At 34.7% G+C, this 13638-nt stretch carries 13 protein-coding genes; 7 read left to right on the top strand and 6 right to left on the bottom strand.

The window, feature by feature from the left end:
* Positions 1-5 precede the first annotated feature (5 nt).
* The 3 genes from odhB to brnQ all read left to right on the top strand — a co-directional run bounded on the left by odhB (position 6) and on the right by brnQ (position 2951).
* Positions 6-1232, top strand: a complete 1227-nt coding sequence (gene odhB / locus BBS29_RS05855; protein ID WP_068130053.1) for a 2-oxoglutarate dehydrogenase complex dihydrolipoyllysine-residue succinyltransferase — start codon at positions 6-8, stop codon at positions 1230-1232.
* A 46-nt stretch (positions 1233-1278) separates the two neighbouring features.
* Positions 1279-1479, top strand: a complete 201-nt coding sequence (locus tag BBS29_RS05850; RefSeq protein ID WP_040928100.1) for a DUF6501 family protein — start codon at positions 1279-1281, stop codon at positions 1477-1479.
* A gap of 134 nt (positions 1480-1613) precedes the next feature.
* Positions 1614-2951 (top strand): branched-chain amino acid transport system II carrier protein, encoded by a 1338-nt coding sequence (gene brnQ, locus BBS29_RS05845; protein ID WP_068130051.1) that lies wholly within the window; start codon positions 1614-1616, stop codon positions 2949-2951.
* 30 nt (positions 2952-2981) lie between these two features.
* Here the strand turns inward: brnQ and BBS29_RS05840 are convergent, their stop codons facing one another.
* Positions 2982-4133, bottom strand: a complete 1152-nt coding sequence (locus tag BBS29_RS05840; protein ID WP_068130049.1) for a toxic anion resistance protein — start codon at positions 4131-4133, stop codon at positions 2982-2984.
* On the bottom strand, positions 4120-4836 hold the full coding sequence (locus tag BBS29_RS05835) for a 5-bromo-4-chloroindolyl phosphate hydrolysis family protein (RefSeq protein WP_068130046.1): 717 nt from the start codon (positions 4834-4836) through the stop codon (positions 4120-4122). The genes BBS29_RS05840 and BBS29_RS05835 overlap by 14 nt, the downstream gene beginning before the upstream one ends.
* Positions 4837-4951: 115 nt before the next feature.
* Here BBS29_RS05835 and BBS29_RS05830 point away from each other — a divergent pair, with 115 nt between their 5' ends.
* Both BBS29_RS05830 and BBS29_RS05825 read left to right on the top strand, forming a co-directional pair.
* Complete coding sequence (locus BBS29_RS05830; protein WP_068130041.1) at positions 4952-5248, top strand: DUF1033 family protein; 297 nt, start codon at positions 4952-4954, stop codon at positions 5246-5248.
* 106 nt (positions 5249-5354) lie between these two features.
* Positions 5355-5555, top strand: a complete 201-nt coding sequence (locus tag BBS29_RS05825) for a cold-shock protein (RefSeq protein ID WP_040928095.1) — start codon at positions 5355-5357, stop codon at positions 5553-5555.
* A gap of 56 nt (positions 5556-5611) precedes the next feature.
* Here BBS29_RS05825 and BBS29_RS05820 read toward each other — a convergent pair whose 3' ends face one another.
* Complete coding sequence (locus BBS29_RS05820) at positions 5612-7219, bottom strand: ABC-F family ATP-binding cassette domain-containing protein (protein ID WP_040928094.1); 1608 nt, start codon at positions 7217-7219, stop codon at positions 5612-5614.
* A gap of 85 nt (positions 7220-7304) precedes the next feature.
* On the opposite strand from BBS29_RS05820, the gene BBS29_RS05815 reads away from it, so the two are divergent.
* Positions 7305-8180, top strand: a complete 876-nt coding sequence (locus BBS29_RS05815) for a CvfB family protein (protein ID WP_068130040.1) — start codon at positions 7305-7307, stop codon at positions 8178-8180.
* A gap of 39 nt (positions 8181-8219) precedes the next feature.
* On the opposite strand, the gene BBS29_RS05810 is transcribed toward BBS29_RS05815, so the two are convergent.
* Positions 8220-8978, bottom strand: a complete 759-nt coding sequence (locus tag BBS29_RS05810) for a MarR family winged helix-turn-helix transcriptional regulator (RefSeq protein ID WP_068130038.1) — start codon at positions 8976-8978, stop codon at positions 8220-8222.
* Between the two features lie 92 nt (positions 8979-9070).
* Complete coding sequence (gene pepF / locus BBS29_RS05805; protein WP_068130035.1) at positions 9071-10858, bottom strand: oligoendopeptidase F; 1788 nt, start codon at positions 10856-10858, stop codon at positions 9071-9073.
* A gap of 245 nt (positions 10859-11103) precedes the next feature.
* Between pepF and rarD the strand changes: the two genes are divergently transcribed.
* Positions 11104-12039 carry an EamA family transporter RarD gene (rarD, locus tag BBS29_RS05800; protein ID WP_068130032.1) on the top strand — a complete coding sequence of 312 codons (936 nt, stop codon included), beginning with the start codon at positions 11104-11106 and terminating at the stop codon, positions 12037-12039.
* A gap of 408 nt (positions 12040-12447) precedes the next feature.
* On the opposite strand, the gene trpB is transcribed toward rarD, so the two are convergent.
* On the bottom strand, positions 12448-13626 hold the full coding sequence (trpB, locus tag BBS29_RS05795; protein WP_143861267.1) for a tryptophan synthase subunit beta: 1179 nt from the start codon (positions 13624-13626) through the stop codon (positions 12448-12450).
* Positions 13627-13638: the final 12 nt, after the last annotated feature.

The raw sequence follows: 13638 nt of genomic DNA, 5'->3' as shown, positions 1-13638 counted from the left end.
AGAGAATGAGTGAAATTATCGTTCCAGAGCTCGCAGAATCGATTACAGAAGGTACGATTGCGACTTGGTTTAAAAAAGTTGGAGACAGTGTTGAAAAAGGGGAAGCTGTTTTAGAACTTGAAACTGACAAAGTCAACGTTGAAATTGTCAGTGAAGAAGATGGTGTAATTTCTGAAGTGAAAGCTGAAGAAGGAGACACTGTTGAAGTCGGACAAGTTGTTGCTGTAGTTGGTGAAGGCAGTGGTGCACCTAAAAGAGAAGAGACTAAAGCAGAAGAAGCTAAAGAAGAGAAAAAAGAAGAAGTTAAAGAAGAAACAGTAGTTGAATCTAAAGAAGATTCACAAATCGTTGCAACGCCTTCAGCGCGTAAATTAGCACGTGAAAAAGGCATCGACTTAGCTGACATTAACGCTGCAGATCCAAGAGGTCTAGTACGTTCACATGACGTTAATAATCATGTCAACGCGCCTAAAGAAGCACCTAAGGCAGAACAAGCAAAACCAGAAGTTAAAGAACAAGCTACTTTTGAAAAACCTGTAGTGCGTGAACAGATGTCACGTCGTCGTCAAACGATTGCAAATCGTCTATTAGAAGTTTCTCAATCTACAGCAATGTTAACGACGTTTAACGAAATCGACATGTCTGCTGTTATGGATTTACGTAAACGTAAAAAAGATCAGTTTATGGAAAGAAATGACGGAACGAAACTTGGCTTCATGTCATTCTTTACAAAAGCTGTAGTCGCTGCACTTAAAAAATATCCAGCAGTTAACGCTGAAATCGACGGTAAAGATTTAGTTTACAAACAGTTCTATGATATTGCGATTGCAGTATCAACTGATGAGGGACTACTTGTACCAGTAATTAGAGATTGTGACCGTAAAAACTTTGCTGAAATTGAAAATGATATTATCGATGTTGCGACACGTGCACGCGATAAGAAATTAACGCTTGATGAAATGACAGGTGGATCATTCACAATTACAAATGGTGGAGTATTCGGTTCATTAATGTCTACGCCGATTATTAACGGCACTCAAGCTGCAATCTTAGGTATGCACACGATTCAACAACGTCCAGTAGCAGTAGATGGTAAAGTAGAAATTCGTCCAATGATGTATGTCGCATTAAGTTACGACCACCGTATCATTGATGGTGCTGAGTCTGTTGGATTCTTAAAAACAATTAAAGAATTAATTGAAAACCCTGAAGACTTACTATTAGAAGGTTAATAGAAGAGGTGCAATATGCACCTCTTTCTTTTTAAGGAGAGAATATATGTTACACGAAACTTGGAAAGATAATCATATTAAAGATGTCAAAGTCGTTCATACAGATGCAAAAAAGTTTAAAGTATCTGATATGTTAACAGTTGGTAAAACGTATAAAGTCGTTAATGAAACTGAAGAATATTTGTTTGTCATCGATAATTCTAATAAAGTCGGCGGCTATTATAAAGAATATTTTGAAGAAGTTTAAGATGTGCGTTAAGCACATCTTAATTTTTTAAAAAAAGTTTTCTGATAATTCGAAAAACATATAGACATAATGAATTAAGTCATGTAATATGTTGTTTATGCAAAAAGATAAATTAATTTTTTGGAGGTTTAGAAATGAATACTAAATATGTATTTGTCGTAGGATTCATGCTGTTCGCGATGTTCTTCGGGGCCGGAAACTTAATTTTCCCACCGTCAATCGGACATGAAAGCGGCGATCACTTTTGGATTGGAACATTAGGATTTGTAATTACTGGAGTAGGGTTACCACTCATTGCAGTCATTGCAGGTGCCATTTCAAAAGGTGGGTACGATGAGTCACTTAATCATATAAGTAAGTGGTTCTCAGTCGTATTTATGGTCGCTATCTTTTTAACAATTGGACCATTCTTTGCGATTCCGAGAACGGCAACAACTGCGTATGAAATGTCAGTATTACCATACTTAAGTGGTACAAGCTCATTAAGTTTACTCATCTTCTCGGTGTTATATTTTGTTATTGTTTTCTTAATTGTTTTAAAGCCAGGATATCTGGTAGATACTATTGGTAAGGCATTAACACCTATTTTATTAATTACTATTATTTTATTAGTCGTTATGGGTATTGTGAGCTACTTAGGTTTAACGCCAAATCCAACGGCTGGTGCATTTTTAGAAAAGAACGCCTTTTCAGTAGGATTTACAGAAGGTTATTTAACGATGGATGCAATTGCAGCACTTGTATTTAGTTTAATCGTTATAAATGCAATACGTGGACTCGGATTCACAGATAAAAAAGATTTACTTAATGGAACAATTAAATCTGCACTCATTGCCGCATCATTACTTGGAGTGATTTATGTATCACTCGCATGGATTGGTAACAGAGTTGCTTTACCTGGAGCATTACCTGAAGGTCAAAACTTAGGAACTTATATTTTAACGTTTGTAGCTGAAGATGTTCTTGGAGGATTTGGAGTATTTATACTAGCAACGATTGTATTCCTTGCTTGTTTAACAACTTGTGTCGGATTAATCGTAGCAGTTGCAGAGTATTTCAATAAATTAATCCCTAAATTAAGTTATAAAGCATGGGCAGCAATTTGGACACTCGTATCATTAGTACTTGCTAACCAAGGTTTAAGTACAATTATCCAAGGGTCAGTTCCAGTACTTATGATCTTATATCCAATCGCAATGACTGTCGTAGCGTTAGTAATTATCACGTATTTTGTACCATCACCAAAGCTTTCAATGCAAGTTCCAGTATACCTAATTTCGGTTGTTTCAATTCTTGCAGTCGTGTATCGATCAGAATATTTTGGAGTAGCAGCATTAGAAAAGCTACCGCTTCAAGTATTAGAAAGTTTACCATTATTCTCTACACAGTTTGAATGGATTCCATTATTAGTTATCGGTTATATCATCGGATATATACTCGGTTCAAAACAAGAAAAAATTGTATATGAATAGAAAAAAGGAAAGGAGGGGACTCCTTTCCTTTTATTTGTATCTATCTTTTATATCTAATAGGCGAGTTTTAAGTTCTTCTTCCATTTGAAGTAATTCTTTTTCAGCAGCTTGACGTTTTGCTTTACCTTCTGTTTGAATGCGTAACGTTTCTTCAATCGTCTCAAGTAGGTTTTCTTGCGTGTATTTAAGCGTTTCGATATCTACGATACCGCGTTCGTTTTCTTCTGCTGTCATGAGTGCGTTTTGTTTTAACATCTCACTATTTTTACTTAACAATTCATTCGTCGTGTCCGTTACAGCTTTTTGTGCTTTTGACGCCGATTCTTGGTTTAGTAATGTTAACGCAATCGCCAATTGGTTTTTCCACAGTGGGATAGATGTTAAAATCGAACTTTGAATTTTTTCAGCGAGTGACTGGTTAATATTTTGAATCATACGAATTTGTGGCGCAGATTGTAACGTAATTTGTCGAGATAATTTAAGATCGTGAATACGTTTATCTAATCGATTCATGTACTGAATCATATCGTTTACATCTTGCGTTGCCATTTGATTGTTAGACACTGTTGCGCGCTGTCTTAACTCAGGTAGTGTTTCTGTCTCAATTTCATTCTTTTTAAGCTCTGCAGCACGTATATAAATGTTTAGCGCTTCAAAATACGCTTTATTTTCTTCATAGAGATTGTCTAATAATTGAACATCTCTAACGAGTAAATCTTTTGAGTTTTCCAGTTGTACACTAATTCTATCTACTTGACTCGCAACACCTTTATGTTTAGCGAGTAATTCATTTACTGATCGATTGACTTTACCAAACATACGCTGAAATACATTCTTATTTTGCTTCGTTAATTGTTCTGGATCAATTTCTTTTAATTTACTCATCAACTGTTTTAAAGAGTCTCCAACAGGTCCTATCTCTTTAGATTGTACTTGATTTAACATATCGTGAGAAAACTGTGACAGTTGGGATTGAGCGTTCGCACCATATGAAATGAGTGCATCGTTGTCGAGTGGTTGTATTTGATTTTTGATCGTTTCTATCTGTTTTAATTCTTCTGCTGTAAATTCATCATCTTTAAATGTTGTTGTCACATTTTGTGAGTGTTCTTCTTTTTGTAACTCCGTAACGGGTTGAAAAGGGTTGTTTAATAATTCATCTTTTTTATTACTTTCTGTCAATATATTCACCTGCTTTTTCTTTCTCTTGAATCACTTTTGAAAAGTCAGGAAGGCGTTCATCTTCCTTCATTTCTAACTGTCTTTTTCTATTATTTCCTTCGGTGCGTTTTAATACATCACGCTCTATTTTAAGCCGCTCATAATCTCGTTTGTTTATTTCTGATAAATCGAGTTCTAAATTTCGTTTTAAATCGAGTAGGCGTAACCTTGCCGTATTGAGTTCAATTTTTTCTTCTTTCGTTTTACCTGGTAAACGATATAAATCTAAATATATTTCGACCATGTTTACCGCTGAATCTAAATTAGAGTGAAAGAATTGTAAACCATTATAAAATAGTTTAGGTTCGTTTTCTACACGTTTCATAATCGCGCGTACGACTCTATTTATATCAAAGATAAGTTTAATATCATTTAAATTTCTAATCTTTTTAAAGGTATTTAAAAGCCGCTTCTGTTTTCCCTTAGCGACCTTTAACTCTTGTTTTATATATTTATATTCACTGCGTGCAAGCTCGTGTTCGTTTAAATACTTTTGTAACGTAAATTGCTGTGTTGTAACATACGTTAAGAGTGCAGCAACACTCGTTGCGATCGCTGACGTTAAAGTCGCTAAATCGAACACCATTAACGACATTAGCCACGTAATAAGCGCAACAGGACTCGCAATCAACACGCCGTACAAATGTGTCAGGTAATCCTTCATAAAACTTCTCCATTCATTTATCTCTTACTATAATTATAAGTCTTTGTCCTTGAATTTGCGAATAATAGGACTATAATAAACTCACTAGAACATTGACTTAAAATGGGGTGTTCATATGTATGAAATAGTCATAATTACAGCCGATTATGAAGGTTGGTGGTTATTTGAAGAGTGGAGGGATGATGTTACAGAGTCGTTCATATTTAATGATTATCCAACGATGAAAATCAAATATGATGAAATCTATCAATTATTACAGGACAAATATACATCCGTAAAAATCGGAAAGTATCATATCCCAGCATTTTTTAATTGTTGTGAGATTCAATACTGCGAAGATTGTGATGATGATGTACAAATATATCACTCTTTAATCGCGTTAGAAAATGATACGATATTAGAAATGAAATAAATGTTACACTTTTTAAGTAGGTCTTTACACAAACGCTTTCATTGATATATAATATGACTGTCGATATTTATTTGAATATTGAACATATTTTTGGAGGATTTTTTAAATGAAACAAGGTAACGTAAAATGGTTCAACGCTGAAAAAGGTTTTGGCTTTATCGAAATCGAAGGAGAAGATGACGTATTCGTACACTTCTCAGCAATTCAAGAGGAAGGTTACAAATCTCTTGAAGAAGGCCAAGCAGTTGAATTCGAAATCGTTGAAGGCGACCGTGGTCCACAAGCGACAAACGTAGTTAAATTATAATACTAATAGCTTTCAATATAAATTGAACCTCTACCAACTGGTAGAGGTTCTTTTGTTTAATATTTGTTTAAAATACCTTTGTCAATTAAGTATTCTTCGTAAGATGTTTCTTTAGTCATTGCTCCGACTTCGTTTAGTTCAATGACTCGGTTTGCGATCGTGTTGATGAATTCAAAGTCATGTGATGTAAATAAAATCGATCCTTTAAACTTAATGAGACCATCGTTCACCGCTTGAATACTTTCTAAGTCTAAGTGGTTTGTCGGTTCATCGAGTAGTAAAACGTTCGCTTTAGATAACATCATTTTAGACAGCATTGCTCGTACTTTTTCTCCACCTGAAAGAACGTGTGCGTGTTTTTTTGCTTCTTCACCGCTAAATAACATACGTCCTAAGAAACCACGTAAAAACGTTTCTGTTTGTTCGTCTTCAGGTGCGTATTGTCTTAGCCAGTCAACGAGTGATAATTCTACGCCTTCAAAGTACTCACTATTATCTTTAGGCATATACGTCTGTGTCGTCGTTACACCCCAAATGACTTCACCTTCGTCAGGTTCAATGACGCCTGCTAAAATGTCGAGTAGAACTGTCTTTTGAATTTCACTATCTCCAACGATAACCGCTTTGTCGTTCGGGTTAATTGTAAAGTTTACATCTTTTAAAATTTCAGTTCCATCAATAGAGTGTGATAAATTTTTAACTTGTAAAAGATCGTTCCCAATTTCTCTTTCTGGCGTGAATCCAACGTATGGATAACGTCTGCTTGACGGTTTAATATCATCGAGTTCAATTTTTTCGAGCATCTTTTTACGACTCGTCGCTTGTTTCGATTTTGCAGCGTTTGCACTAAATCTCGCAATAAACTCTTTTAACTCAGCGATACGTTCTTCTTTTTTCTTGTTTTGTTCTTGCATTAACTCTTTAGCCAGTTTACTTGACTGATACCAGAAGTCATAGTTCCCAACGTAAATTTGAATTTTACCGTAATCTAAGTCTGCGATATGTGTACAGACGTTATTTAAGAAGTTACGGTCGTGTGATACGACGATTACAGTGTTTTCAAAGTTGATTAAAAACTCTTCTAACCACTGGATCGCTTTAATATCTAAACCGTTCGTCGGCTCGTCGAGTAGTAACACGTCTGGGTTACCAAATAAACTTTGTGCGAGTAATACTTTTACTTTTTGGCTGTTTTCTAGTTCAGACATCTTTTTATTAACGAGATCCTGATCAATACCTAAACCGTGCAATAAGTTTTCAGCATCACTATCTGCAGTATATCCACCTTTTTCACCATATAACGCTTCGAGCTCAGCTGCGCGCATACCATCTTCATCATTAAAGTCTGGTTTCATGTATATCGCATTTTTCTCTTCTGCAATTTGCCATAACTCTTCGTGTCCCATTAATACAACGTCTAAAACTGTCTCATCCTCGTACTGATAATGGTCTTGTTTTAAAAACGCCATACGTTCATTTGGTCCCATCGTTACATGACCCGTTTGAGAATCGATTTCTCCAGATAAGATCTTTAAAAACGTCGATTTACCTGCACCGTTTGCACCAATAAGTCCATAACAGTTACCCGGTGTAAATTTTATGTTTACATCTTCAAATAATTTTCTATCTCCAAATTGTAAACTCACATCACTAACTTGTAACATGTGCATTCTCCTTAATTATTATTACACGTAATTATACTATACATATGCTATGATTAATATATTATAACGACGATTAGGAGATTTTATGAAGAGATTATCAGGAACGACTCAATTTTTAACGTTAGATAGAGTAGAGGGGTCAACGTTATACTTTAAAACTGAAGACGATGAAGTAATTCGTATGAACAAATCATTACAACAAGAGGAGTATGAAGTCGGACAGGACGTTGCGGTATTCATATATCCAAATACGCGTGGAGAGTTATTCGCTTCTCCAGTCATTCCAAAAATTACTCGAGACAAATTTGATTTCGTACCAGTGAGTGAAGTGACGTATGACGGTGTGTACATCGATATCGACGCACCGAAAGATTTTTTAATCCCTTATGAAGATTTACCAAAACTTAAAAAAGTTTGGCCAAAACCTGGCGATAAAGTGATGGCAACTTTACGTGTAGAAAGTGACAACCAAATATACGGTCGATTAATTACAGAGACAGAAGCAAGAGAGATGTCACAACCGTTTGATGAAGAAGCGTTTAAAACGCACCGTAACACATGGTTAAACGCAAGACCTTACCGCTTATTAAAGGTTGGTACATTCTTATTAGCTGACGATGGATACAAAGTATTCGTCCATGAATCAGAACGAAAAGAAGAGCCAAGACTCGGTGAAGCTGTAAAAGTAAGAGTCATTGGATTTAATGAGCATAACGAAGTGAACGGTTCATTTATCGAAAAAGCTTACAAAAAGATAGATACCGATGCTGATGAAATTTACGAGTATTTACTTCTTAATGGCGGATCGATGGTCTATAACGATAAATCATCGCCAGAAGATATTAAATCGATATTTAACATGTCTAAAGCGAGCTTTAAGCGCGCATTAGGTAGCTTAATGAAAGATGGTAGAATTACTCAAGATAAAAAAGGCACATACATTAAAAAAGAGCGCGAATAAGCGCTCTTTTTGTTTACACCAATAATATTATGTTAACTTTTATAAGAATAAGTCATATCGAATATGATCATCTTGATTTTCTGTTTCAAAAAAGTCATGTTTTTCTAATACGCTCTCGTAATTAGCTTCTTTAGGCACATTGACATATAAGTGGTTCGCATAGTCATCATATGCATATGATATAACATTTTTTAAAATTGCATTTAACGCATCTTCCTTCAGTAAATTTTCAGAAAGTATCAATTCAGCCATCCATTCATCGTGTTTTTTATAGAGTAGGGTAGCACCATCACTCGTTTGCCACACTTTATCCTCTTTATCAAACGATTTTATATCATTATCTATTTTCTTCTTTTCTACTGACTCTACATTTAATGCTTCTTTGTTATAAATTTTAATGACTTTTAATAATGCATCATTGAATAATTCTTTTTCCTCTTCGGATAGATGTTTGAACGTTTCAGTAAATGACTGTTCTTGTTCTATTTCAATTTGTTTTCTCTTTACATCTCCATCTTTAGTTAGCTTTAAAACAAAACTTCGCTTATCGTGTTTTGACTGCAAACGATCGATTAACTGTTTATTAACAAGACTTTTGATTGTTCGACTTAAAAATCCTCTATCTATATGCAGTGCTTTCTCGATTTGACGTGCAGTGACTTGCTCATTTTGACCGACATAGTCAATTACATCTACTTCAGCTTTTGTTAAACCAATTTTAGTAGGGTTCTGACTGTGATTAAGGATTTCATAAAACTGTAAAAAATCATTAATCGTCTCTTTTAATTTATTATCCATAACATCACCTAATATAATTGAGTAGGTCAATTATATTAAAATTAGTTGATGAAATCAAATACCCCTTTAGTTTGTCTAAAGGGGTAGTGTAATTATGATAATTTTTCTAATTCGTCGATGAGTTCACCGATATAATTAATTGTATTATCAAGTGGTTCACTTGTTGTAATATCAACACCTGCATGTTTTGCAAGTTCTACTGCATTTTTCTTACCACCGAGTTTTAATACTTCTAACCAGTCATCCACTGCTGGTTGTCCTTCGTTTAAAATTCGCTTAGATACTTCTGTTGAGATCGTAAGTCCTGCAGAATACGTGTATGGATATAATCCCATATAGTAGTGTGGTTGTCTCATCCATGTAAGTTCAGCACCTTCAGTGATTTCTACATCATCACCCCAGAATTCCTCTAGTACTTCACGTTTAATTCGATTTAAATCTGCAGCGGTTACTGTTTCGTAGTTATCGACCATTTTGTACACTTCACGCTGATATGCGGCTTCAAGTAAGTGTGTCACAAAGTTATGGTAATACGTTCTAGAAATAATAGAACTAATGACCCAGCGCTTAAATTTATCGTTATCACTTGTTTTTAATAAGTGATTTGCCATTAACATTTCGTTTAATGTTGATGGTGCTTCTATAAAGTATAGAGAAGGGCGTGTATCGAAAATATTGTTTTCTCTATTTGCATTATAGAAGTGCCCTGCGTGACCAAGTTCATGTGCAAGAACGAATACTTCTTCCATAAGTGACGTCCACGTAATTAAAATATACGGGTGTACACCATATGGGCTCGAACAAAATGCACCTGTTGATTTACCTTTATTCGATACAAAATCAATCCAGCGTTCATCGTATGAACGGTTGATCATGTTTATATAGTCTTCTCCCATAACGCTTAAGCCGTCGAGTATATATTTACGAGACTCATCAATTGTAATTTCTGGTTCTGAATCTGGATCAAGTGAAATTTTTAAGTCTTCAAATTTCATATGTTCGATATTGTTTTCTTTTTGTAAAAGTTTAGCATAGCGTCTCATATGTGGCGCAAGATCTTTCATAATCGTGTCAATTTGACGGTCATATAACTCACGTGGCACTTCTTGATCATGGAGTAGGTAGTCGATGACTGAATCGAATCCACGTAAGTCTGCTTCTGCTTTTTCTTTTTTCAAATGTAAATCATATGTCGCAGCCGTCGTATGCTCATATTTTCTTAGTACGTCGCTAAATTGTCTAAATGCTGTACGACGAACTTCTTCGTCACGGTGTGATTCTAATTCACCTTCAAATGATAAATAAGAAAGTGGGTACTCTTTACCGTCCACAGTAAACGAACCGAAGTCTAAATCGAGTAATTTCGTTTTTAAATACAGTTCGTATGGTCCACTAAAGACATTACTAAAACTAGCGAGTGCTTTTTCAACTTTTGGATCGAGTTGATACGGTTTAAAACGTAGTAAGTGATCGATATAACCTGTATATTCTTCTTTATTCTCTTTTATTTGAGTTAAAAATTCTTCATCTTTACTTAGTAAATCACTCGTTAAAAATGATGTCTCTGTTGAAAATAGAGTAGACGTCGTACCGACAACGCTAGAAAGTTTTTGTGCTTCAGCATCGCTTTGGTCACTCGATAGTTTTAAACTCGAATATGTACTAACAACTACGAGTTGCTCTAATAGTGAACGATACGCATCAATTGCATCGACTGCAGTGTCAACGTCGTTTAAGTTGCCTTCAAACTTTGAGTTAAATGCTTGAATTTCTTCTTTTAAAGCAACACATTTCTCTTTTGCTTCGTCGTCATTTTTACATAAATCCGTTAAGTCCCATGTGTAATTCACATCTACTTCGCTTCTTAAAGGTAATGCCATATATTTTATCTTCCTTTCGGTTTTCGAATTATATTCTTATTATACATTGTTTTTCTGGAAAATACAGAAAATTTAATCTTCTATCATATTGCTTATTCATATTGTTTATATTAAAATTAAGTTCATGCAATTGAACATTTAAATATTATATAAATAAAGCGAAAAGCTTTGCTATTTGTTGGCCCTTTATATACCTATATAAGGGGTTTTAAAGTGGACAAATTTAATAATGGATGGTGAAGTGATTGAATGAAAGACGTGGCATTTTAACTGCGATTTTAGCATATACGTTATGGGGGTTAACACCACTATATTGGGCGTTAGTAGAAGGTATTCATCCAATTGAAGTTGTGTTGATTCGAACGATTATGTCGTTTTTATTTATGATTTTAATCATACCAATTTTTAATCATACGTCTCAATTTAAGAAGGATTTAAAATATTTAAAAGAAAATAAAAGTAAGATTTTTACGGTAATACTCGCTGGTTTCGTTATCTCAATTAACTGGGGAATGTACGTATACGGAGTAAATTCTGGCCACGCAGTTGAAGTGAGTATCGGATTTTACTTAACACCGTTAATTACGATAATATTAGCATTTTTATTTTTAAGAGATCGTTATAAGTTAGTAGAGTGGGTAGCCATTGGAATTACAGTGATTGGCATTATGTATATGATCATAAAACTCGGTACTGTACCATATATTGCGTTTATTATTGGATTATCATTTGCATTTTACAGTTTAATAAAATCATCATTAAGCATACATGCACTTAGCAGTATTACGCTAGAAACACTTGCGTTATTACCATTTGCAATTGGTGGGTTAATTTATATGCATGTGAATTATGGTTTAACAATAGGTATGAACCCGTCAACGTACTGGTTACTATTATCAGGAGCTGTGACAAGCGTGCCACTCGTATTATTCAGTGCGAGTGCAAAACAAGTGCCGTTATCATTAATGGCATTTTTACTCTATATCGATCCGACATTAATATTTATTTTAGGTATATTTGTTTTTAAAGAACCGTTTAGTATAGATGAATTTATTGGGTTCATATTCATATGGATTGCGATGATACTGTACATTTACACGAAATACAATGAAGGTAAAATCGCACAACGTGCATATGATTCTGGTCAATATAAGCGTCGAAAAGAAGAACTATATGACTAACATGAGATATGTATCATATCATTTAAAAGATGAAGAGCTTCGGAAGCTCGAGGTTTTTCATCTTTTTATTGTATTATAGAACGGTAAATGCTGATATTTGTGTTAATTTTACGCAAATTGAATTTGTGTAAACGACTGAGTTATTATGTGAACGATTAGAAGATTTGCGTTAAAGAAACGATAACGGTGTTTACACAAAAGAGCATTATATTAAATTAAATAATTTATATGAACGATAAAGCAATTTGCATAAACGAATTTTCGATACGTTAACGTAAAAAGGATAGTGAGTACTTGTTCTTATCCTACAATACATATAACTTCCTATAATATATGTTATGTAAACTTTATATGTAAAAACAAATACGTATCCAAATATAGCTTATATAAGGATACGTATTGTCGTGTTCATTGATTTAAGTATTCCATGACTTGGTCCATATCTTTATCGCCACGTCCGGATATTGTTACGACGAGTATTTCGTCTTGATTCATCGTTGGTGCTAGTTTTAATGCATGTGCGACGGCATGTGAGCTTTCTAAAGCAGGAATAATTCCTTCTGTTTTAGATAGTACTTGGAGTGCGTTTAATGCTTCTTCATCTGTTGCGTATTCGTATGAAACACGTCCAATGTCATGATAATAACAATGTTCAGGTCCAGCTCCTGGATAATCTAATCCAGCGGATATACTGTATGCATCATCATCAGTTAAATACATTTTAGTACCATGTAATATATTTACTTTTCCTTTATTTATGGCCATTGAGTGTTGATTCGTTTCAAATCCCTTACCAGCAGCTTCTACACCATATAATTTTACCGTTTCATCTAGGATAAATGGATGCATCGTACCAATTGCGTTTGATCCGCCACCGATACATGCAACAATCGCATTTGGTAGTCGGTTTTCTTTTTCTAATATTTGAGTTTTAATTTCACGACCGATAACGCTTTGGAAGTCTCTGACAATTGTTGGGAATGGATCTGGACCTAATGCACTTCCGAGTAAGTAATGTGTGTCATCGACGTTTTTTACGTAATATTCAAGTGCAGCGTCTACTGCTTCAGTTAACGTACGATTCCCCTCTTCAACAGCGACAACTTTTGCACCAAGAAGTTCCATTCTAAAGACGTTTAATCGTTGTCTACGCATATCTTCAGCACCCATAAAGATTACGATTTCCATATCGAACATCGCTGCGACAGTTGCACTTGCAACACCGTGCTGTCCAGCACCTGTTTCGGCAACGAGTCGTTTTTTACCCATGCGTTGTGCAATTAACGCTTGCCCAATTGCATTATTAATTTTATGTGCACCTGTATGGTTTAAATCTTCACGTTTTAAATAAATTTTAGCACCGCCAAGTTTTCTCGTTAGATTTTCAGCGTATGTCAGTGGTGTTTCACGGCCTGAGTATTCTTTTAAATAATAATTAAATTCCTCTTGGAATGATTCATCGTGTTTTAATTCATTGTACACTTCTTTCAATTCCGTCATAGCTGCTTTTAATTCTTCAGGTACAAATACACCACCATATTCTCCGAAAAATCCATTGTTATCTGCTTCAGTTTGAATTTTATTTATTGTATTCATATT

The organism is Nosocomiicoccus ampullae (assembly GCF_001696685.1).
In the GTDB taxonomy this organism is placed as follows: domain Bacteria; phylum Bacillota; class Bacilli; order Staphylococcales; family Salinicoccaceae; genus Nosocomiicoccus; species Nosocomiicoccus ampullae_A.
The sequence above is the reverse complement of the archived record's forward strand: the minus strand, read 5'-3'. Positions and strand labels throughout refer to the sequence as shown.